This window comes from Sphingobacterium bovistauri (assembly GCF_020295405.1).
Lineage (GTDB): Bacteria > Bacteroidota > Bacteroidia > Sphingobacteriales > Sphingobacteriaceae > Sphingobacterium > Sphingobacterium bovistauri.
This window is the reverse complement of the sequence record NZ_JADEYP010000002.1, coordinates 121,281-145,648: the sequence shown is the minus strand read 5'-3', so window position 1 is coordinate 145,648 and position 24,368 is coordinate 121,281. Positions and strand designations below refer to the sequence as shown.

Below are 24,368 nucleotides of genomic sequence, written 5' to 3'. Positions count from 1 at the left end.
TCTGCTATAATTTAATATTAACACCTAATCTAAAAGTCCTCGGTAATGCAACTTTACCGTAATCAAGACCAGAGTCTTGAATCTGAGAACTGTATGCTGTTACTGGATCTAAACCAAGATAATTAGACCATGTCATTAGATTTTCACCCGCTACATACCATTCTGAATTTGATAAGAATTTATACTTACTTTTTCCTAATTTGTATGAAGCTATTAGATTATCAAAACGAACATGCGAAGCATCTTCAATCCATCTACTTGAGAATCTACCATTTTCCATCGGATCACCATATTGAACCTTTGGAATATCGGTAATTTGTCCGTCTGTTTGCCATCTATTCAAAGTTGCCAAAGTTTGATTACCATAATTATCTTGCGATTCTAAGTTGCGACGCAGACCATTATACATCATATTACCTTTTGTAAAACTGAAATAACCTTGAATGCCAAAATTCTTATAACGCACACTCAATGAGGCTCCTCCGAAGAAATCAGGAAGATTGCTCCCTATAGCCATTTTATCTGCATTATCGATTACACCATCATTATTAACATCATTGAAAAGTGCATCCCCAGCGTTAAACGATTGATTTCTATAGTCCTTTAAATTATAACTTGATGCGGCAGATTGACTCGCAATTACCCCTTGAAATTCATGACCATAAAAAGCATATGGAGATGAGCCTATAGCATTAACTCGAAAAACACCACCTTCTTGATTATATATTAAAGATTGGTTTCCAACAAGTTTTTCAATCGTACTATTTACTTGAGAAATATTACCTGAAAGATCAATACTCCAATCATCTGTACTCAAGACCGATAATGCTAACTCAGCTTCTAAACCATGATTATTAATTTGTCCGCCATTAACATAGACTTTATCAATACCTGCTATTGGAGATACTGGAAATACATTAAGGAGATCTGATGAAATATTATAGTAGTAACCAAGATTGAAATTCACACGACGATTAAAACCTGAAAAAATCAAATTCGCTTGTAGATTTTGGTTCTTTTCCCATCTGATATCCGAATTTGGAATATTTCCGACAATAATCCCCCCCAGTTGTCTATAGAGTTGACTAGAATAATAGGACTGACCAATCTTTGATGAAAAGCGGCTATTCCCAACATCTGCATATCCGAGCTTAAGGATTAGATTGTTTAAGGATTGGCTATTCTTTAGATTTCCATAATTATGTAGCAAAAATGACACATCCACAGCAGGAAATATACCAAATCGTTCGGCCGTACTGCCCGAAACAGAACTACCATCAACATTTAAGGTCGCGTCAATTTCTATATGATTTTTAATAGTGTAAGATGAAAATGCATACATATTTAACCAATTCCAGGATTCATTATAACCCCAAAACTTCCGACCAGCAGCATTTACATAAGCTAATGTGCGATAGAAATCCGAACTCGTGTTTCTTCCCTGTCCAGCATCATATTCTTCTGATGAAATAAGTGCTTTTGCCCCCACACCAAATCTCCAATTTTCTACATTTAGGAATTTATTATGAGTCAAATTTCCCCCAACGTAAATATTACTATTTCTTCCTGCTCCAGCACGTGCCGTATTCAACGCTACACCGTTCTCCAGTGGGACTACCGTATTATTTGATAACCCAGGAATAAAAACCGTTTGTCTTACATAGTTAGAGAATAATCCAAATGTTCCATTGACGTGTAGATGTTGAGATAATTTATAAGTTAGACGTGTATTCAAAAATATATCGACCATATCTGATGAAACATCTCCTGAATGCAGCAAAGCAATAGGATTAGTTACTCCAAAAGTTCCAATGTTATCAAAATCAGGTAATAAATTATTATCACTATCCTTTTTGTAAGCCGCTAAAACAGGTGCTCGTTGCATTGCAGAAATCAGTGGATTAGTAGCATTCAGCAAGCCTTGTTCCTGTAAACGAGCAGTTGTATAGCTTAATCCTACTGAAGCATTGAAATCAAATTTTGGTCCAAATGCTATTTGAGAATTTAAGCGTGTACTGTAGCGTGTATTTGACGTTTTGTCTAATGCACCATTTTGATCCATAATACCCAACGACAAGTCATACTTTGCAATAGCATCTCCCCCTTTTACGCGCAAATGGTTATCTGTTACAAATGCATTTCTATAAATTAAATCCTGCCAATCTGTATTATTATTGTACAGGTAGTTGTAATGATAATTTGGATCATCTCTTAAAAAAGGAAACCGATTCAGTAGCAAAGACATGTCATCATATTGTGTCATCCCGACATTGCCTATATAGCTTTTGAAATCACTAACCCCTAGCACAGGAATCTTGACATAGTTGTGTGCTATACCATAGCTGCCCTTAAATTCAATTACTGTTTCCATATCCGTAGCGGAAGAAGTCTCCACATAGAGCACTCCATTTGAACTTAATGATCCATACTGAGCTGCCTCTGCACCCTTCAAAAAGCGTACAGATTTAATATCTCCAACATTCAAAAAATTAAGTGCACTTTTTGAATATGAGCCTATTATTGGCGAATTCGTATTGTCTGGTAGGTAGGGCATTCCATCTAGGACGATCAAAGGAGAATTATCAGCTTCAAACGTACGCACTCCTCTAAAATTCATACTTGCGCCTTCCGAGACCATTCCACTTTTATTGGTTACTCTAAGACCTGTAAATTCACCATTTAATAAATTTTCCAAATTGACAGCACCAGATCTAAAATCATAATCTTTGATATAGGAATTATTTTTCTTAGAAAATGTACCCTCAATTATATTGTCGTATTTTGATTTTCCTTCTGCTATAAGTAAGATTTCAAGCGTTGATCGTCCTAATACATCAACTACGGTTTCATAATATCCAGGACTCCACACGCGAATGCTAGAGGGTGTTTCTTTAATATCATTAAATGTAAAAGAACCTTCGGCATTAGTTTGAATACTATGATTAGAATTTATAATTGAAACTACGGCGAATTGAATAGGCTTTTTATCATGAATGCTTACTACTCTTCCCTTAATTGTAGACTGTCCATATACTGGTAATAATCCAAATAAGAAAACTGCAGTTAAAATTATTGTATATAAGCATTTCGCATTATTTCTCATGTGATATATCATAATTTCATTAATAATTATTAGCTGTTGGAACTAGTGTCCAATGGTACGGTTGTAACGTTTCAGTATTTCCGGATGAATACTCAATTTTTATTCTAAAGGATGACATCTGGTCTCCTTCTACTTTCACAATACCGACCAAGCCTCCCCAGCCGTTCCAGTTCGCAGGACTTGTATTTGTATTTCTATCATAGTTCCATGGATTTGACTGGCTTACATTGATACCACCTCGCACTAATTCATCGTTAAAATATACGTTTACATACGGATGAGCTGATGCTCTAAATCCTAAATACAAATTATATTCTCCTGGCGGCACTTCCACCACTTTGTGCTTTGTCTCACCTGTTGGTGTTGTTTCCAACATAATCGCTGTAAAATCAAGTGCTGCTGGTTCTCCATCATTTCGATCCCCCATATACTGTAGTACTCTATATATCCAGCGAAAACCAAGAGTTGCAAAATTCACATTATCTCTATCCACAGGTCCAATTGATGTTACATTATACGCTTTAAATAGCTGTTCCTTTTCATTTGCTGGTACATATTCATAATAATGAAACAACTGCTTGATCATTTTTATATGAACGTTATTTGGGATTTTTAATTTATTTACTTTATAGATACGTCCATTACTCATTCGCATAAAATTTGGATCCACCTGTTGCACATTTGGCTTCCATAATCTACCATACGCAGAAGTAATATCACTAGTTCCATAGTCTTCAATTACTTTATTATAAAAGATGGCTTCCTTTATCCAGCTGTAAGCTATTTGTGAATCAGCTTTCAAAAATTGTTTTCCAAACTGACTATACAATTGTCCTAAATTTTGAAAGCAATCATTCATGACCTCATTGCTCGGTAAAAACATAGTCGCATTGTCAAATTCAGATATAATATTAGCTCGTTGAAAAATAGGATTACTAATTACAAATACAGAATCGTATAATGTATTTCCAGTTCTATCAACACCTATAGGTACACTGTTAGCGATATCAAAAATGGTATCATTCATCGCAAGAATAGTATCTCTAATAATGGAATGACTGTCATCTAGTGATGACACATAATCATAAATACTCACATCAGGTTTTAAGAGTTTGTCTATCTCATGTATAACACCATTCTTACATAACTGATTCCCTTTTACTATGATCCCTTCACTTACTCTGACTTGATCTTGATTAATATCAACAGTAAGATATTTACCATTTAGAGTCATTAATCGTAATCCTGTTTTAAGTTTATTTTCATCAAAAACAAGACTATTTATATGAAATTTCATGATATATTCTTCTTCATAACCAAGAGATGCAAGTTGATTCATTCGATCATTGTTCACTACCCAAACAGTTAATGTTTGATCTCTTGTCAATTCCTTGTCTAGTCCATATTGAACTAATTTTTCTACGAACTTGGAATATTCAGGTTTAGTTTTTAGGTATTCAAGCAATGTTAATGACGATTTAACATCACTGTTTTCAACCAAACTATAGTGATCAGGCCATTTCTTTTGACAGCCTATGATCAAGAACATCATCATAGCAGTCCATATCAAAATAATATTTTTCATAGTTTATGTTCTTTTCTAGTTAATCAATAGGATCAAATTGTAAGTAATCCATCGTGATTAGTTTACCATCCAAAGACAGCACTCTAAATACATGTGAAGTCGTTTCAGGAAATTCTACAGTACCTAAAACCTGTATTTTCTTTGCATCTGCTGAAGTATTAGATATAACCAATCTTGGATATATTTCTTGACTATCCATAATGAATGCGCAAATCCCTGTATTGCTTGTCGCCCTGGGGCTTGGCCACACGTAACTCACTCTGTATTTACCCTTTATAATAGTAGGCGTACGCATCTCAATCCAGCCCGACTCACCCAAAGTAACTCTGAAGTGGTCATAATTAAGGACTCCTGTATAATAAATACCATCTGCAGATCTTGCATTTCGATAAATCAAAACATCAGATCTCATTTCAGGCACGGATTTCCATACTATGCTTGAAAGTTCCGTGGAAGCAAATGTCTTATTATAAGTAGCTCCTAGTGTAGCGCTTTGAAATGATGTTACATTAGCTGCTACATCAGGGTAATTCGTGAATTCCCAAACAACTTTAACACGCTCTGGCACAAATACTGGCATCCAATTATCTACCTCATGCAGTACACCATTTTTTGCAATAATATTGGACTGTATAATATTGATACGATCAGTGGTTTTAGAGTTTTGATTAATAATGATTGCTGAATTACCTTCGGATATTTTCATCAATTCATTCGTAGCCAATGTTTCCATATTCACTGTTGAAGATCCCGCAGGAAACTTACCCAAATCAGCATATGATTTCATCATAGGTAAAATATGGTATGCAACATATTTATATAATGCATTAGTTGGATTCTTGTAATCCGTCCCTATTGTACCACCAACCTTTTGTACCAAATTGTCTAATGAAGTAATACCTTCCTTACCATAAGTTTCGTTAGAAACTACAAATGCTGTATATCTAAATCTTTGTTGATAAGGCTCACCATTCTCATCTACCGCATCGATATAAATTTTATCCAATACTACATCCAACCCTGTTTCTTTTACCGCTTGTGAGAAAATACTATATCTTGATTCTTCAAGCTTCTTAAAAATAGATGCTGTCAATGGCTCTAGTACCTCATCAATACTATGGATGATACCATTGGTTGCTGTCATATCGAACCTGTTGATACGTGAGATTCCATTGAGATATATCGATTCGAGACCTGCATTTCTAAACTCAATGAACAAATTATCATTGGTACTTGTCAAATTATCAATTGCGCCACTCTGAAACTGTGCTAAATCAACTTTTACATCTGGTATTAAGTGATATTTAATCAGGTAGTTTGCATCTTCTTTGGTCATTTGATCAACCGAAGTGATCTGTAATTTTGCTAAGTATTTCTTTACACCTTCATTGATAGGTGCAAAAAATGTATAATTACGATTAAGATTCAACGCACTATACAGATCTGCTTTTCGCAAAATCTCAATAAGCATGGAGTATTTTTGATCAGGATCATTCTCCAGTAATAACGAAATTGGTTTTTCCTCATACGCCATGAAGGTCTTGTCTTCGAATGCATCCGTACATGCAAAAAACAAACTTAAACTTAGTGCAAATACACTTAAGCAAAATAATTGGATTCTATTTCTTAATATTTCCATAGTTATTCTTAATTAAGAGGTGCATAGTATGGATTCTGTACAAGTAGTCTATTGTATTTAATTTCATCTTGATGAATAGGTAAATAATGTGCATTTTCATTCATCAAAATGGATCTTATCACAGGAGCAGAACCTCCTGAGGTCCCTAATAAAACTTCGTTAATTAAATATTCCTTGTGTTCATAAGAGTTTCTTTTAGCAACCCTTAATAGGTCATACCATCTTTTCCCTTCACCTAAAAACTCGCGTGCACGCTCTTTAAGCAAGATGTCTAACATATCTATTTGTGATTCGCTGGTAGACAAAGGTCTTGAAATCTGCGCCCTCGTTCTTACTTCTGTAATCAACTCAAGTGCAGCAGGGTATGAGCTTGTACCTTTCATAATTAGTGCTTCTGCCTTCATCAAATAAACGTCTGCCACACGGTATATTATCCAATTTTGATCACTTTGCGGTCTAGCAACCGTTGTTCCCCCTTCAGCTCCGATATATTTCCATAATTTCAAATCTGAGTTGGAATATGATGAACCAGCGCCTCGTATATCCTCTTGATTTTCTTGAAATAATTGTACTCCATAGGGAGAAATTATCCAATTGTTAGAATTACCAAAAATGGATAAAAAGTTATTTGTTTGATTTTTGGTGACATCAAACTGAACTTCAAATATACTTTCGTTAGAATTACCTGGGTTAAACATCGTAAACCAGTGATTTTTGCCATTCACCATACCTTGAATCAATCCTACTCTACCTGACTCTAGTACTTTATTACAAGCAATAATCGCTTGATCATAATTCTCAGTCCACAGGTACACATCAGCTAACAATGCTTGAATAGCATTGGTAGTAGATCTTCCTTTAGTTTCCCATACAGTTGGCCAAATATCTTTGCTGTTTTGCGAAGCCATATTTAAATCAGAAATAATTTGGGCATATACTTCTTGTTGCGTGGATTTTGCCAACTCATAATTCTGCGAATCATTCATATAAGGCTCCGTAAGAAGCGGAACTTCGCCAAAATTTCGTACCAAATAAAAGTAACTAAATGCGCGCAAATAATAGGCTTCGGATAAGAAGGATTGCATCACCGCTACATTAAATGAAGGATCGCGATCAACCACATCAGGAGCATACTTAATCACCATATTCGAATAATTAATAATCTCGTAAAAGGAAGACCACTTTACCAAACCATTCGATGGTAGTAATGTTAAGTTCTTAAACATAATGAGGTCAGCACTGATGAAGCCTCCTAAGGATAGCGTATTTCCTCTAGCCTCGCCCCATACTATCATCGTATTGACAGATTTCTGTAAGCTCACATATGCAGCACCTAATACCGCTTCAACTTCTTCTTTTGAGGTCCAATACCGATCGGTTATTTGCTCATTGGGTGGTAGTACATCCAGCCACTTTTGGCAAGATGAACTGATCAATATCACCAATGAAAAGCATATATATAGTAGTTTTCTCATATCTTAAATTTTAAAAATTAGCTAATATTCCAAATGCGAAAGTTCGAGGTCTTGGCGTATTGGCATTATCCTTACTTAACATGTATATATTGCTTGATAACGAGACCTCAGGATCTTGACCGGAGTAATTTGTCCATGTGAATAAATCCTGAACAGTTCCGAATACATCAAACTTTGAAACACCAATCCTTTCGATGAAAGATTGTGGTAGTGAATAACGTAGAGATACTTGTTTTAATCGAACGAATGAAGCATCCTCTACAAATCGATCGGATCCCAAATAGTTATAACCTATACCGTATAATGCTCTAGGAATATCTGTTTGATCACCTTGATGTCTCCATCTACGCAACACTGCGGTACTTTGGTTGGCATTACCGTGCATATTCTCCGTATCAATTCGTACTTGGTTAACTACTTTTTGTCCAAATCGACCATGTAAAAATGTAGTCAATGTAACTGCTTTATAGCGAACATCTATACCTCCACCTGTAGTAAATAACGGCATAGCATTTCCTAGATATACTATATCATATTGATTGATGATACCGTTTCCATCCATATCTTGATACTTTGCATCCCCGGCATATGCTTTACGATTACCATTGTACATATATACAGGATCTCCATCCAAATCATAGATCAAGTTATTATCTAAGTCTCGCGCGATAGTCTCTTGTTCATTTTGATAAACACCTAAGTATCTATATCCATAAAATGAACCCAAAGGATTTCCCTCAACTACTTTGGAAGCATAATTTCCATTCCCAAAATTGTAATTCTCAAATTGTAGGTTTTCGGGTAGTTCTAAGATCTCATTTCGATTTCTAGAGAAATTCAAATTGGCACTAAGCTTAAAATCCTTAGATCTGATCAAGTCACCTCTAAATATAACTTCCCATCCCTTATTAACCATTTTCCCAGAGTTAAAGAATCTCATTTCACCAAAACCAGTTGAAGACGGTAATGTAATATCATTCTGCAAAAGATCGGTTGTCAGCCTATTGTATAATTCACCCATCACATGTAAACGATCCTTAAAAAAAGATAGTTCTATACCTAAATCTGTCTGTGTGACTGTTTCCCATTTCAAATTATCCAGCTGAATACGTGTAGGTCGGATTGCTGTCATATCCATATAACCAGGAACTATAGGTTGGAATACGCCCAGATAAGCAAAAGATCCATCTGGCGAGTTACCACTTTGGCCCCAGCTAAATCTCACCTTTGCCAAATCTAAGAATGATAGATTTTTCATAAAGTCTTCCTCACCAAGCTGCCATGCAACTCCGAAAGCGGGAAAACCTTTCCAACGATGTTGTTTTGAAATGTTGGTATTTGCCTCCCAGCGGTATATTGCATTCAAAATATATTTATCTTTCAGCCCGTAATATAAACTAGTAATCGTACCTGCACTACGACTCAATGAATTACCTGACCCCATAGCTGCTACTGCTGATCCTACCGTCGGGTCACTCAATGAAGGAGAGGCATTACCCGAGGTTTCGGAACTGTAGCTGAACGATCTCGATTCATTAGTCTGAAATATTTGTGTAGCAATGATATTATGTATTGAGTTATACGTCTTATTGAAAATAAATTTATTCTCTGTATTCAATGTCAATGCATCGGACATCAAATCTGATCCCCTATTAAAAGATGGATCCGTCCAAATCACACCAGTCACCGACTGTGGTAAAAATTTGTTGTTTTTATTCAATCTTGTTAAAAAACCGAATGTACCTACATACCTTAACCATGGTTGAATATCATATGTCGCTCTGAAACTTACTCGCCCCTGTTCTTCAGTAGTTTCATTAATAGATTCATTGACCATTGCTACAGGATTGTACATTTTGTTATCTGCAAATGAACCCTGAAAATTTATTCTAGGTGTAAAATATTGATCCGTATAATTACCAAATTCATCAATCACATATGGACTCATATTTGGCATTTTGCGCATAGCCATCCCTCGCGGTGCTGAAACTCCAGTACCTGTCCAATTGCTATTTCTTGAAGCTCTTGAATAATTCATATCTGCATTAATATTGAACTTATTAGAGAATTTATAATTCACACTTATTAAGGCACTATATCGAGCACTTTTCATTCCCTTGGTCGTCCCAACATCATTTAGATGTCCTAATGATACACGATATGTAGCCTTGTCACCTCCTCCACTAATCGCCAAAGAATTATCTTCTACATGACCTAATTGTGTGACTTGATCTAACCAATTAGTATTTTGATTATACTCATTAAAATAATTCCAATTCGGATCATATTTTATTTCATTGGTATTGTACAACATATTCAAATATGATGTTGAACTCCAATAACCCAAATCATTAACCGTATTCCATAGCGCATCTTGTATCATCGACACGTACTGCCCACCATCCAGCATAGGAATTGTTTCAGCCTCCTTACGTAAGTTTAATTTTGATGAAAATGAAAATTGTGTTTTCCCCTTCCGACCTTTTTTGGTGGTAAATAATAAAACACCATTCGCACCTCTCGAACCCCAAATGGCTGTCGCTGCAGCATCTTTTAATACTTCAATTGATTCAATGTCGTTAGGTGAAATATTAATCAAAGCACCGAAATCTTCATCGTTGGCGGTCGAGAAATTAAAATCATCTGCTATAGTGGTTGGGTATGGCACACCATCCACTACAATCAGTGGTTCTGAATTTGCATTCAGTGAAGTGGTACCGCGTATACGAATAGAACTTCTTGCTCCTGGATCAGCACTTGTTATGATATCCACATTAGCTAAACGTCCCTGAAGGCCACCTTCAATAGAAGTAACTGTCATACTTTCCAATTGCTTCATCTCAAATCGTTCGGTTGAAGTAACTTGATTTTTATAACTAATCCCCATATCATTACGGGTTTTTGCGGCCTCACTCACTATAGTCACTTCTTCTATAGATTGATGATCCTCTTTCAATGTAATAGACAGCGTATTTTGTCCACTGTAAGGAATCCGAACTGAGCTATACCCTATACAAGCAAATACGATTGTCAACTTTTCTTCATCCGGTAATTCTATTCTATATTGACCTTGATTATCCGTAGAAGCTCCTTTTAGATTTCGGTTTTCCTTATTTTCGACAAAAATTGATGCCCCTAATAGTGGTAGATTCTTTTCACCTCTGACTACTCCTGATAATACTTTTGATTTTTGAGCAAATGCAGCATTGGATATGTATATAAATGATAATAAAATTATTATATGTAGCTTCATTTAATTTACGTTATAATGGTTAATATTCTAACTGCTTATTTCTTAAGTAATCTAGAGATTTTATACACCGCTCCATCGCTAAATAGCTTTGGCAATTCATTTGAAATAGGTATTAGTGTACCATCAATATCTTTTAGTTCTAGATGTGTGGTGCGATCTAATAATTCCAATTTTCTGAATAGATTATAGCCCGTTAGTTTCGTCGTATTCCACACTCCCTGTATTCCAAATCCAGGAAAAGGATAATCGGACAACGAATTATCTGGCACTGATACAAAATAAGATTTAAGGTACTCTGCCAGCTCCGTATTATTTGATGGTATATCACCAGAAGCGATACCATTAAGCACAGTTTGATTGTCTGGAGCAAATAGTATAAATCTATTTCCAAACAAGAATGGTAATGTTCTTCCAACCTCTAAGTGTCCTACACGTGCTAATAGTTTTGAAAATTCTGCATATTGATTTAACGGATTACTAATAGTTTGTGCACCAGTTATTGTACTTTTGATCATTCTAGCGTCAGCTTGCAATGCTAATGAAGTTTCGTATGAATTTCCATTATACCAATCCCCATTTATTCTAGAAATAGTCAAATTCAAATCAGGTGTATTATACGTAGCTGAAGAATGAAGTTTGCCACCTGTCACATACACATACGAATAAGGATTACGTGTTCTGAGCACTTTAGTTCCCGAAAGATTATCAATCTTTCCATACACCATGCTTTCTGAGATCAATATTTCTTGTTGACGCACCGAAAGTGGTACTAGTATCCCATTTTCATTTTCAACCAAAACATTTTCATCACCATATACTAATGGATTACCTTCTGACCAAAACAAATAACTTTCTCCGACAATAGTTCCCTTCAATGTTTCATCCGATGGAATGAACAGGGTAAAGTCAATATTTTGACTAGATAATAGTTGATACAAGCCTGTATTTGCAAGCATATACATAAACATCTTATACTTGGGATTTCTAAAGGCTGGACCTGTCACACTGTTGAACATGTCGGGAACTAGCACTTTATTAAGTCCATAATAAACACCATTTGATGCCATCGCCTTGTCTTGCACATCCACTGTAGGATTAAAGACTATAGGTGTTCCGAAAGAAGTCTTGATATCTGGGTTTTTACCGATTTCAGATGGAAATACAACATTACCTAGGTAAACGTGATTATACATAACCAGCGCAAGAGGCAATAAATCAACATCTTTGATAGAGTTATAATACGGCGAGAAATATTCTTGGTAAAAGTTTTGTATTGCGGTATTACTTGGTGCGAATACATTGTTTGCGCGATAGGCTAACTGTCCTAAATTTGCGTAATCTGGAAATCCACCACCACCATTATATGACCATTCTGATGCGATCGGCGGTAGGGGGCCATGATTAACTATAAACAACGAGTCACCTGCTGCTGCATAATTTAATGAGGTGGGCTCATCATACCAAAATGATTTAAATTTATCGTAAATAGCGATGAAATCACTATACGTATTCTTCTTTGCTAATTCTTGATAAACGGTATTTAAAGGTTCTATCACCCGATCTAATAAATATACATATCCATTATCCGCAGGAATAGCGTATTCATCAACACCAGCATTACTAATGTTAAATCCCTGATTCCCCCTCCATATTCCAGTACCATAGAAATATTCGTAATTAGCCGTTGCGTCTATTCCTTTTGTCGTAAAATGTTGTTGTGAGAAAACAGGTAAAAATCTGTCTTTATGAAATACTTTTTTTGTTCTACCATCAGTTAGATCTACTTCTACTGTAATAGAGTCACTGCTTCTTGAACGGTGCTTGTAGTATAGACCAGCGAAGTTGGGTTCGTAACCCTCGCTACCCTCTGGTTGATAATTTTGTAATCTATCTTTGCCATAAGCATAATAGATTAAATGATATCCAATTAATCTTTTCAAATCCTGTATTGGCATTTGAGCGATTGATGCAATATTCTTTTCTTTCAGATATGTTGAAAATGCTACATCATTTGGTGCAAATACTGTTGTAATTGTCTTGCCATCCAACACCTCTTTGAGGCCTGATTTTTCAATTCCTTCTAAAAAAATAGTATAATTACCCTTTTCATGGAGAATCTCAAATACATTCCCTCTAAGCCAATCAGGCCGCTCATAATTACTAATCAACTCTTTCTTCCCACAAGAATCTAGAGTTATTAGCACAAGTAAATTGAGTATAAATATTAATGTACTTCTCATATAAAATTCTTTATTTATAATTATTTTCCACAATTCGATGATTAAATGATTCGTCTAGGTACTGTTCTTTCTCATTGCTGTTCTCATGCTTATTCGTTTTGTTTTAGGTTGATGTTTTATTTGTCCCCAATAAATTGAGGTATACTTCAATATTCAGGTATCCCTTATTTGACGAATTATTACTTTGCTCTAGTGCGTCCTTAGGATTATTTGGGTCAAGTTTTAGTTTTGTCTCCCAGATGTCGGGAATGCCGTCTTCATCTGTATCTAATAGTGGATTTTGGATATTGACATTTCCCAATCCACCATTAATTAATGGCAAATCACCCTCTTCATTGACTAGGTGTCCACTTTTACCCAAAGACAATAAATCATTAATCATTAATTGATCTACTTCATCCCTTTTTGGCAATAATGCTCCAACATTTTTACTTACATAATCGAAAGCCTCTTTGGCTGTTAGTGTAGTATTAAGACTTGGGTATTCTGTGTACTCACCCTTAGATTTATAATTATCAGGTTCTAATCCTGGATAAAATTCAGCTGTTTTCTGAATCAGGTTGCCATTCAATTTTCCATCATAATTATTATCAAAGTAATTTCCTTCTTCAAAAAGATTAAAAAAAGAATTTCCACGTGAAAATGGTGTGCGAATCGATTTTGGGGTAGATGGACCTGCTATAAAATAGTTGTTAACTATAATTGCCTTAGAAGGCGATTGCGAGTCTGCTAATATATATCCATTTGCAGATATTTGATGGTCAGTGTTTACACGATTAGCATTTCCAAAGTTATATACTACATTATTTACGAATTCATTATTTCCTTTAACTTTTGGATTCCTTGTTTTATTACTGATATAAAGAGATTTTACAATCGAAATTTTTCCGGATGATTGAATCAAACTGCCTGCTGAGTGATTATAAAAATGCAGACCTTGACCAATAATACAATTCTGTAGTGTAATGCGATCAATTTCAGGCCCTTTCTTGTCCCAATTGACAGAAAAAACCTCATCTAGTCCCCAGCAGAATGATATATGGTCCAACATAATATCATGTCCATTAGAAATCCCTGAAGCATCCTCATTCTTAGTAGCTCCTCCATTCTTACCTAGCCTTATGCGTAGATGTCTTGCAATAGTATGATTAGCACCGCTAAAAGAAACAGTACGACCATATAGCACAACACCATCGCCTGGGGCACTATGACCTGCTATGGTCAAATTTGGCGCTATTGTTACTTTATTTTTTAGGTGAATAATTCCCGAAACTCTAAATATTACAAATCTACCTGCCTTACTAACGGCATCTCTGAAAGACCCCTGTCCTGAATCATTTAAATTCGTCACAAAATATACGGAGGGGCTGGAATACCCTCTCGCTCCAAGTGCATATTTCCCAAATCCTTCGGCTTGAGGAAATGCAAGGATTTTCTCTTGAGCATAAGTTGTTATACTACTGATACACAATAATACAACTAAGGCCCAAGAACGCTTACATTCCTGAAAAAGTGTAATGCTCATAATAATAGTTTATAACTGAAGCCATTAGTGCGCTTCATTTGGTTATCTAAATATCAGGAATGTAAATCAATCAACTGCCCTGCTCTATCCTGATATTATTAGTAAAAAAGGCCTTTAAATGAAAAAAAGCCTTTCTTAATAAGAAAGGCTTTTTGCTAGAAAATAAAAACGTTTATTTTACTAATTTAAATATTTCAGTACCTGCTAGAAGCACGCACCCTAATCCATAGTCTTCAAAATCAGGTTGCTTATCAACAGTTACCGGTTGACCATCTTTTGGTTCTTTACCTGTAGACTGCAAATAACCCAAGAAACCATTTGGTTGCAATGACTCTTTGGTAATAGCTTTCCATCCCCTTTCGATAACTGGAAGATAAGTCTTGGCATCCAAATATCCATTGTTCACTCCCCATGCCATGCCATATACAAATAAGGCTGTTCCTGAAGCTTCCTTACCACCATAATTATTCGGATCATGCAAACTCACATTCCAAAAACCATCTGTTCGCTGTAAAGGAACTAATGCTTCGGACATTTTTTTAAAATCATCCAAATATTCACCATAATGTGGATCTGTTTTAGGCAGTTCTTGCAAGACCAATGCTAAGGCCGCTATAACCCATCCATTACCTCTTGACCAATAGCAATCTTCACCATTTGGCTCTTTATATGGTGGAACGAAATCTTTATCTCTCCACCACAATTGATCCTTAGCATTCCATAATCCACCACCCTCGACATATTTACAGTGATGATACATTTTGTACATGTAATCGAAATACTTTGTATCATTATAAGTGACTCCCAATTTCAAGAAGATCGGCATTGCCATTTGAATAGCATCAATCCATGTCCAATCATTAAATCGTCCACTATTGATTACCGAATCAATATTCTTTTTAATTGCATCAATACGTTCTGGTTTTGGATCAATACGATACAAGTCGATATAAGTCATTCCACAGTTTTGATTGTCTGCATGCCTCGTATACACATCTCCACGCACAGGCTTCCAACTGTGCTTTTCACCCCACTCTACTGCATAATCGTAATATCGCTTTTGTTTGTCAATTTTATAAAAAGCCATCAACCCTTCATAATAAACCCCTCTTGTCCAAATATTAGCAGGACGCTCCTTATTCGTTATAATTGTTTTTACTGGATCAGGCCATTTCGCCATGAAATAATCATTAGCGGTACGTAAATCCTTAATAACTTCCTTTTTAGTTGTAAAATTCTGAGCTGACAATGACATTGCACAACAGCCCATACTGATTAGTAATAAAATTCTCTTCATTTTTCGTTACGGCATTTTTTTAAATCCTTCTTTCTTAATTTTCCATGTACCATCTTTCGGAAATCCTGGTGCATCTGAATCTGAGCTATCCCATCCCTCAAGCATCATAGCTACTGTTGTCAATACACCTCCATTACCAGGTAAATAAATCCTTAACCTATCATCTTGGTAATTATGTCCATTCTTCAAATATGTATTTGTTTTGATATCCATAAAAAGAGCATCCAACGCTTTGTTTGGAAGGCCCAAACGTGCAGCATTCATAGCCGTCATAGGAAAATCCCAGCCCCATGTCTCATTCCACAACCACCTATTCCAAACAGTATCCAACGTATTTTTCATGATATTCTTATCCAATTTGGGCGATTCAGGAACCATACCCAATGCTCCCAAGACTGAAGGATGATCTGTCATCCATTTCTCAAATGTATAGGAGTCTTTTGCAGTCTCTGTCGATAAATACACATCACCATGAATTGGTAGAGGAGCTAATTTTTGAATAACTTGATCCCATTTTTCATTTCGAGGCTCACCAAGACGTTCTTTCCAATTTTGAGCTACGCGTAATGCCCAATCCCAATAGGCAACTTCGTAAGGTGGGTTTTTAGTTTCAGCAGCTTTAAAAACTTCTTGAGATGGAATTAAACCAAATCCTAAATCATATTGATCCTTTTCTTTGTTGTAATAAGCAAAATCAGCCATAAATTCTGCCGTCTCATGAATTAGATTTTTGTATTTATTTAAGACTTCAGCATTTGGATTATCGCGGTATAATAATTCAGCCATATAAATCAAATGTGGTTGTTGCCATATTAAAAATGCCGCAACCGATGATGGACTTTCCTCGCCATCATTACTAGACATTTTAATCCAACGGACACCTTTATAACCTTGACGTTCGGCCAATTTCTTTGCTTTATCGAATGTTCTGAAATAATAATCTAGTGTATTTTCCATCAATTCTGGTCTTCCCCACAATGCAAAATGAACCCCATGCCACCAATGCATCTCCGTATGCGGTTTCCCAAACCAACTGTTGAATGTTAAACCTGTCTCTTGGGGCGGATTGTCTCCCAAACATTGTACACGGGTAAGATATTGCGATAAAACTACTCTTCTTTCTAATTCATGTGCTCTAGGATCTGTGCTACCTTCAAAATCAACAGCTGCACCAGATTCCCAATATTTCAACCATCCAGCAGCACTTTCTTCGGCTCCTGCGGCATATAATCCTTTACTATCAAATTTATTTTCCGCCTCAAATTCGAAAGAGAAATCAAATGTATTAATCGATGCAGTAGGCTCTACCACAAAATAATGAGCTTTTGCTTCCGAAATTTTTGCTTCTGAAAAACTTAATGCTGTAAAATATTCCGACCCTTGTAGTGTATGTTTAATAACAGCATTGGAAGAACTTTGTGATACAACTGAAGTCGTATGCAAGCTATCGTTTGTATAGTTTGTTCCTTCGTCCAAGAAAACGCCAGTAGGATATGGATAACGAACAAATAATTTTATACGGTTTTGAGCTATTAGTTCTGATTCTATTTTAACGCCGACTTTATCATAGTTTTGATATGAAGCAGTATTTACAGTAACAGGCACTCCTTCTATCTCAAATTTACTTGTAATAATTCCAGTCCATAAATCTAAAGTTTGCGAAATGTTTGAAATATCTGTTACTTCAGCTTTCTTGCCGTCTTTTAAGTACAACTCTAGTCCCACGTTGCCCATCTGCAATCTATGTGGATTAGCACGAAAATAATCTGTTGCTTCTTTTTGACGTCCCGCTACCTTATGTTGAATACTATATAGAGCATTTCTACCTTCATTGTTGAAATCATAAGATTTCAACGTTTCTTCAAATTTGTAATCCTTCTCATTTTTAAAACTATCCCAAGCCCATTCAGATTGTGTACCTAGAGATACACCAGGTCTATAATGTTCAGGAAATGACTGCATACCAGTGATATCTACTGTATATGCGAATGTTCCATTTCCTACTGTTAAAGTGCTTAGAATATCAGCTTCGTTATTTACTACATTATGTCGTTGGACTACTTTTTTGCGATCAATTTTAGCATCTTGGCAAGATTGCAATGTCAACATGACAAGAGCTAATGAAAATAATCTTATTAATGGGTGTTTTTTCATAGTTTTTGGTTCTTATTATATTATTTGAGCAAAGTCAAAGCCATTAGGCCAACAACAACGTCGTTTGTTTCAGTTATCATTTGTAAAGACTTCAACGTTTTCGAATTGTCCAATGGCAAATCCAAAAGCGTAGCAGCTCCGCCATCAATTGCACGCGAAGAATATCCTTTTATATCATCGTATTTTTGAAGAGATCCTCCTTTATACAATTCTCCAGATTTCAATTTAATACGATACGGTATTTGATCATCAGGAATTTCAAAAGCGTAATTATCATCAAGGAAGTCTTGTTCTATAGGCCACCAATTTGAAGGGTTCTTCAGTTCCAACAAATCCTTAGAACCATCCTGATAATTAACAATAATTTTAGCATTGGTCATTTGTGATTGCATAGGATTAGTAGATCCCGCTACCATTAGATAAGCTTTCTTTGCCTTCCCTGTCAGCTTTACAGTTACTTCAGTAGGATAATTATCCCATTGACTTGTAAATACAATGTTCTTAGTATTCCCCTTTATAGAAAAAGGAATGTCCAAATAACTCAATTGATCATTTTTACGATTTGCCATTAATCCCGTATCATCAATATTTGCTGTAGTCAAAGGGTAACACCAATTTCCGATACCTTGTGTAGGCAATTGCAATGTTGGCACCACTGGCCTTGGAGACTCATACTTTTGTTGAAAAATATTAGACACACGATCATTGTAATAGGTTGATAAGTCTACCGTACTAAACTCTCCTTCTGTCTTCAAATCCCAATTTGAAATAGATACTGATGAAATATATTCATCAGCCTCTAAAGTGAAATTATTTGTTCCCTTTGTAAGCTTATTTGAAGGAATGATAACCATTTCTTTCGCCCCTGCAGGCAAAATTTTGTTTAGCGAAAAATATCTATTGTTGATTTTGACAGATTTAGATAGGTTAGAAGTATTATGTAATGTCATCTCAACATTTCCATTGCTCAATGTATAGTTAAACACAATTGGGTTTACCAAATGAACATTAATAGGGAACCATGAAAATACATTATCCTTTGTCCCTTTAACAAAAAATGTCCCTTTATGCTCTTTGCCTATAAAGCTGAATTTATTACCCTTATAATTTTTAATTATCTTCTGAGGATCAAAAACTTCATTCAAACTAAATCCAGCTGGTAAGCTAATATTCAAATCATCTGAATAAGCATGCTTAATAACATTCTGATCAAATTTTATAACTGATCCTGCGAGCTCTATACTAATCTGAAAATCTTGGTATTTATCCGTTTTAAAAAGAAGGACAGGATTACCAATAGACTGCTCCTTAATAGTCCATGCAACCTCTTTCCCATTGACCAAAACTTTCTTAATAGAAGTTTTATACACTGGTACTTCCAAATGCAATGCGACAGGAGTATTATACTTGGTCTTTATATGATACTTCAGTGTATTATTTTCATTCTTGAAATGATAAGACCAATGTGGTGTATTAAGCTCTGCAAAATTCCATTCCGAAGGAAAACCTGGTTTAATAGAAACATAACCCTCTAATAATTTGGGTAAATAACCAAACAACCCTTCGGTCAATGTACGAGAAGCCACGCCAATAGGATCAGCAAAATCACGATAAAGCTCACCTCTAAACGCATCGTAGTGAGATAATTGATGAAAATTACCAGGGCTAATACCATGATACATACTTTCTATAATATTGCTTTTCCACAGTTGATAAGCATCTTCCTTGCGTCCTGATTGCCAATAAGCTAATGCTGCCTGAAGATTTTCACCTAATGTAACATTATTCACTGACCATGTATATGGTTGCCAATTAGAGGTAGCTAAAGTATAAAGGTTATCATGTTGCTGTCCATGCACATTAATAGGAATTTTTGGCAAGTGATTATTTATATATTGTGTATTCTGATAGCTTTCAAAATCATCCAACATAAACGCATCAGCCACATGGTAAATTGTCCACAACCCTGGTTTATCATGAACTAATTGCTTACCTAACATATCCTGAAATTCAGCAAAATATCCACGATCGGAAAGCCACAATTTGGATTTCATCGCTAATAAAATATCCTTCGCTTCCTTTTCATAAATTGATGGATCTTTACCTATGATTTTAGCAAGCTTTGCTGTCGCAATATTCGCACGGTAATTATATGCTGTTGTGTGGGCTACGCCTCCACCAGAATATTGAAGGCCATCACTAGCCCATATAGCACAGTATGCATCGTACAGACCATTACGTTTGAAATTACGTCTTTCCCAATCCATATGACGCTCTATTGTAGGCCACAATTTTTCAATATATGCCTTGTCGCCTGTGTAATCAAAATGCGTAAATATTTGGTCGAAAAACACCAAATTCATATCATAATGATGGGCAACAGTATTGTTATTTGGATTACGAGAAATATAGCCACTTGAAAACATAGATGTTCCAAGTTCCTCAATATGACGGGCCAAATTTAATGCTGTATCCATCACAACTTTGGCGGACGTTGGCGCTAATACTTGTGAATTTGAATAGCTTGAGAAATGCTCTTTTGCCCTATCGTGCCAGCCCAAAGCATCTGCCGCATAAGCACCGCGCCATGCATTCAAACGCATGCGCCATGCTACAGCACCATGCAGAAATGTAGGACTTTCCCACACCGCATCAGCTGCTAATGCTAGCGTAGACCCAAATGTATTGATAAAGCGATCTGGTGTTTTTAATTGTATACGGTTAGCAATTGCTAATCTTCCACTCTCTGCATTTTTAAATTGTGTAGCTAGGGCAGATTCACCAAGAATACTGTTGGATTTTCCTCTAGAAATACTGATATAAATCGGCTTAGTATTCAATGAATATGAGGCAAAAACTATCGGTGACTTTGTCGTCTTAGCCTCTAGTAACTTTGATTCATCTTGCAGAACTTTTGCATCAGCTTTGAAGATTTCAGGCGTTTCCGAGAAAACACCGTATAGAAATTCTTCTGTCTTTTTTCTGTTGAGGTATTGTAGTTCGAAACTGTTCTTTGTGATGCTGTAATTGTTATTTACACAATACTCTGGTTTTAAATAAAAGTTTGATTCTGGATCTGCCCCAATATCTCCAGCACGGCTGAAAGTAGAACCACTAGCCCCGCCAAATGCTGCGAAGAATTTCACTCCATTAGGAATATTTTGGGACTGTACTTTTACAATCATGCCCTCTTTATCATAATGTGCTAAGACTTGCAATTCAATAGAACCAGTACCTAAAATCGCATCTTTGATGGTATAGGACATACGTCCTGATTGTAGTCTTGTTTCAATATTATCTGCATCTTTTAGTTTTTTTGATCCAGCCTTTCCTTGAATCACAAATTGCAAATTGCCTCCCATCCCTGGCATGTACAATGCAAATTCGGGCAAATCCCCTGCTTCTACTCGAGAACCTAGATTATTCCCATACAGGGCTTTATTAAATCGATATTTTCCATTGACAAGCAAGAAATCACCATTATCTTCCGTATAATGAAGATTTCTTGTGTTTTTCTGCCAATGTTTGGATTGTGCATATACTTGTACTATACAGCTAAAAACAAAAACAGAGCTTAGCAAAAAATTCTTTAACATATTTACTTAATCAAATGATGAATAGGATTTGCCATTAATTTTCACATTTTTCAATGTTACATTCTTAAGATGATCCACTTTGTACGGCTCTTTAACACCATTTATTTTACAATCAATCATCGTAAAATTCGTGACTGGCGAAGATTCATATGCTGCAGATAATACGGCATATTTACCTCCATGAGTTACATCCAATTTCTCAACCCATATATTGCGAATAGTAGGAACGTGATTACCTGGTTTTTCATAGAACATATTGAAACGAACCGCAGCTTCTTTGTATTGTCCAACTTTAGTTTTGTAGAAAAACACATTTTCAATGACACCCCCACGGCTTGAGCTCGTTTTGATACGTAAAGCTCTATCCAGCTCTTTGCTATCCATCGTATTATTTAATGCATAAATATTTCTAGCACCACCACCAATCTCACTTCCTATTACCACTCCACCATGTCCTTCTTTGAACATACAGTTTTCGATAATATGATTTTCAGCTGGGCGACCTATATTACGGCCGTCTTGATCACGTCCTGATTTAATCGCAATACAATCATCACCTGTATCAAAATAGCAATCTCTAATCCATACATTTTTACATGCTTCCGGATTCAGCCCATCATTATTGGGGCCTAGAGTTACTATTTTTACCCTTTCTACCAACACATTTTCGCAAAGTACAGGGTGCAAATTCCACATGGGCGCATTGATTAATTTCACATCAGCGATCCATACATTCTTACATAAATAAGGTTGTACAAAATTTGGTCTTAAGAAATGTCCATCACCATATACACGTTGACGTGGATTTACCTCATCAGCCATTTGTTTATGTAATTTTGCACGAGCAGGCTTTTGTTCACCAGGACGATTTTCATTCCATCCATAGTGACGAGCACCACACCAGTACCACCAGTTATCCATGTCTGCATTACCATCCAATAAGCCCTTACCCGTGATAGCAATATTTTCTTCTTCATATGCATAGATGAATGATGAGTAATTCATACATTCCATTCCCTCCCAACGTGTAAATACGATTGGATAATCTGAACTATCACGACTGAACAACAATGTTGCTCCCTCACTCACGTGTAAGTTTACGTTGCTCTTCAAATAAATAGCGCCAGTCAAATAAACACCTCTAGGCACGATTACACGGCCTCCACCTTCACTATTGCACTTCTCGATAGCTTGACGTATTGCGTCTGTATTTTTAAATACTCCACCATCTTTTGCACCAAAATCAGTAATAGTGTAATCTTTGTTTCTAAATGTTGGGGCTTTGATTAATTTTTTTAATGCCTCCACCTCTTGCAGTGGTTGTTTGGATGAGGTCCAGATTTTTTGCTGTCCAAAAACGGTCAGTGTAACAAAACAAATTAAAGCACTAAAAAAGATTTTTTTCATCATAACTATGTGGGTTTAAATTTTTTGATTATAAAATTTGAAATACAAAAGTAGTAGCAGTATGACCGATACCTCCTTGAGTTGCTCCAAATAAAAATTGTGGTTTGCCGTTATTATTCTTTTGCAAAAGCATCGGTCTTTCTAGTCGACCAAAACGCTTAAGATTTGTCGGGTTCTCTTCTTTGATATAAGCTGCCATGTTGAGATAGGAAACTTTAGGCTCTGTCCATTTTTTACCATCTCTCGAATACATGTACAATCCATATTCATGATTGTAGAAACCCATATCTCGAGCGATCAAATGATATCCTTTATTATCGTTCCAGATGTATGCATCCTCTACCTGAGCATTGTTTGGTCTGTTCGAAAAATCAATAATTGGATTATCAACATCTTTCACAAAAGGACCTAGCGGACTGTCCGATTTTGCCAATCCATACTTTCTATTGCCACGAACGCTTCCAGAAGCTTGTAGGTATTCAGCCGTATTCCAAGATTTATAATACAACCAATACTTATTGTCATTACCTAGCATCACAGCTGGATTAGTCGTACAATGATCATCCCATGCACCTTCAGTACCTGGCATCAATATAGGCTCATCCAATCTTTTCCATGGTCCATTCAAACTATCCGAATAGGCTACCCCGATATGCTTCGTCGAAGTTTTTCCATTACTATTGCCCATGTAGTATAGATAGTATTTACCGTTAAACTCCTTTATCAAGGGGTTATGACATGTCGTACTATCCCAATAGCCAACCCTAGGTGCAATTATAACATCTTGATGTACAAATTCATGTAATGGAGAATCGGCGATGGCATATCCAATTTCCGAACCATTTATCCAGCCGCTCATCCCTTTATCCTTACGCCATCTGGAATAAAATAAATAAACCTTATTATCCTTACCCCATATTGGAGACGAACACCATACGAAATACTCCGGCAAATAAAAAGTACGCCCTATTGGTTTCAGATTAAAGTATGATTGCTTTTCAGAACTAGAGAATCCAAATGCTGTGGATGCACACAATACACCGACTGATACTAGAAATTTTTTCCTAGTAAGCATTGGTTCTTTAAATTCATTA

The 24,368-nt window shown here is 36.0% G+C and carries 12 protein-coding genes; all 12 read right to left on the bottom strand.

Annotation, left to right across the window (positions count from 1 at the left end; genetic code table 11):
• Nucleotides 1-4 precede the first annotated feature (4 nt).
• Complete coding sequence (locus IPZ78_RS01735; protein ID WP_225551205.1) at nt 5-3,103, bottom strand: SusC/RagA family TonB-linked outer membrane protein; 3,099 nt, start codon at nt 3,101-3,103, stop codon at nt 5-7.
• A gap of 19 nt (nt 3,104-3,122) precedes the next feature.
• Nucleotides 3,123-4,688, bottom strand: coding sequence for a fasciclin domain-containing protein (locus IPZ78_RS01730; RefSeq protein WP_225551204.1), 1,566 nt, complete (start codon nt 4,686-4,688; stop codon nt 3,123-3,125).
• Between the two features lie 19 nt (nt 4,689-4,707).
• A complete protein-coding gene (locus IPZ78_RS01725) occupies nt 4,708-6,327 on the bottom strand; it encodes a fasciclin domain-containing protein (protein WP_225551203.1) in 1,620 nt (539 codons plus the stop codon).
• Between the two features lie 8 nt (nt 6,328-6,335).
• On the bottom strand, nt 6,336-7,802 hold the full coding sequence (locus IPZ78_RS01720; RefSeq protein WP_225551202.1) for a RagB/SusD family nutrient uptake outer membrane protein: 1,467 nt from the start codon (nt 7,800-7,802) through the stop codon (nt 6,336-6,338).
• A gap of 10 nt (nt 7,803-7,812) precedes the next feature.
• Nucleotides 7,813-11,055, bottom strand: coding sequence for a SusC/RagA family TonB-linked outer membrane protein (locus tag IPZ78_RS01715; protein WP_225551201.1), 3,243 nt, complete (start codon nt 11,053-11,055; stop codon nt 7,813-7,815).
• Between the two features lie 35 nt (nt 11,056-11,090).
• On the bottom strand, nt 11,091-13,295 hold the full coding sequence (locus tag IPZ78_RS01710; RefSeq protein ID WP_225551200.1) for a fasciclin domain-containing protein: 2,205 nt from the start codon (nt 13,293-13,295) through the stop codon (nt 11,091-11,093).
• Between the two features lie 103 nt (nt 13,296-13,398).
• Complete coding sequence (locus IPZ78_RS01705) at nt 13,399-14,820, bottom strand: pectate lyase family protein (RefSeq protein WP_225551199.1); 1,422 nt, start codon at nt 14,818-14,820, stop codon at nt 13,399-13,401.
• A gap of 172 nt (nt 14,821-14,992) precedes the next feature.
• Nucleotides 14,993-16,117: a glycoside hydrolase family 88/105 protein gene (locus IPZ78_RS01700; protein WP_225551198.1), complete on the bottom strand. Its 1,125-nt coding sequence runs from the start codon at nt 16,115-16,117 to the stop codon at nt 14,993-14,995.
• A 6-nt stretch (nt 16,118-16,123) separates the two neighbouring features.
• A complete protein-coding gene (locus IPZ78_RS01695) occupies nt 16,124-18,271 on the bottom strand; it encodes a hypothetical protein (protein WP_225551197.1) in 2,148 nt (715 codons plus the stop codon).
• A 20-nt stretch (nt 18,272-18,291) separates the two neighbouring features.
• Nucleotides 18,292-21,867, bottom strand: coding sequence for a DUF4450 domain-containing protein (locus IPZ78_RS01690; RefSeq protein WP_225551196.1), 3,576 nt, complete (start codon nt 21,865-21,867; stop codon nt 18,292-18,294).
• Between the two features lie 6 nt (nt 21,868-21,873).
• Nucleotides 21,874-23,277, bottom strand: a complete 1,404-nt coding sequence (locus tag IPZ78_RS01685) for a glycoside hydrolase family 28 protein (RefSeq protein WP_225551195.1) — start codon at nt 23,275-23,277, stop codon at nt 21,874-21,876.
• A gap of 25 nt (nt 23,278-23,302) precedes the next feature.
• Nucleotides 23,303-24,349, bottom strand: a complete 1,047-nt coding sequence (locus IPZ78_RS01680; RefSeq protein WP_225551194.1) for a glycoside hydrolase family protein — start codon at nt 24,347-24,349, stop codon at nt 23,303-23,305.
• Nucleotides 24,350-24,368: the final 19 nt, after the last annotated feature.

Excerpts from the sequence above, each read along its gene's own strand:
- IPZ78_RS01735 (WP_225551205.1), bottom strand. The coding sequence starts at position 3,103 with ATGAGAAATAATGCGAAATGCTTATATACAATAATTTTAACTGCAGTT.
- IPZ78_RS01730 (WP_225551204.1), bottom strand. The coding sequence starts at position 4,688 with ATGAAAAATATTATTTTGATATGGACTGCTATGATGATGTTCTTGATC.
- IPZ78_RS01725 (WP_225551203.1), bottom strand. The coding sequence starts at position 6,327 with ATGGAAATATTAAGAAATAGAATCCAATTATTTTGCTTAAGTGTATTT.
- IPZ78_RS01720 (WP_225551202.1), bottom strand. The coding sequence starts at position 7,802 with ATGAGAAAACTACTATATATATGCTTTTCATTGGTGATATTGATCAGT.
- IPZ78_RS01715 (WP_225551201.1), bottom strand. The coding sequence starts at position 11,055 with ATGAAGCTACATATAATAATTTTATTATCATTTATATACATATCCAAT.
- IPZ78_RS01710 (WP_225551200.1), bottom strand. The coding sequence starts at position 13,295 with ATGAGAAGTACATTAATATTTATACTCAATTTACTTGTGCTAATAACT.
- IPZ78_RS01705 (WP_225551199.1), bottom strand. The coding sequence starts at position 14,820 with ATGAGCATTACACTTTTTCAGGAATGTAAGCGTTCTTGGGCCTTAGTT.
- IPZ78_RS01700 (WP_225551198.1), bottom strand. The coding sequence starts at position 16,117 with ATGAAGAGAATTTTATTACTAATCAGTATGGGCTGTTGTGCAATGTCA.
- IPZ78_RS01695 (WP_225551197.1), bottom strand. The coding sequence starts at position 18,271 with ATGAAAAAACACCCATTAATAAGATTATTTTCATTAGCTCTTGTCATG.
- IPZ78_RS01690 (WP_225551196.1), bottom strand. The coding sequence starts at position 21,867 with ATGTTAAAGAATTTTTTGCTAAGCTCTGTTTTTGTTTTTAGCTGTATA.
- IPZ78_RS01685 (WP_225551195.1), bottom strand. The coding sequence starts at position 23,277 with ATGATGAAAAAAATCTTTTTTAGTGCTTTAATTTGTTTTGTTACACTG.
- IPZ78_RS01680 (WP_225551194.1), bottom strand. The coding sequence starts at position 24,349 with ATGCTTACTAGGAAAAAATTTCTAGTATCAGTCGGTGTATTGTGTGCA.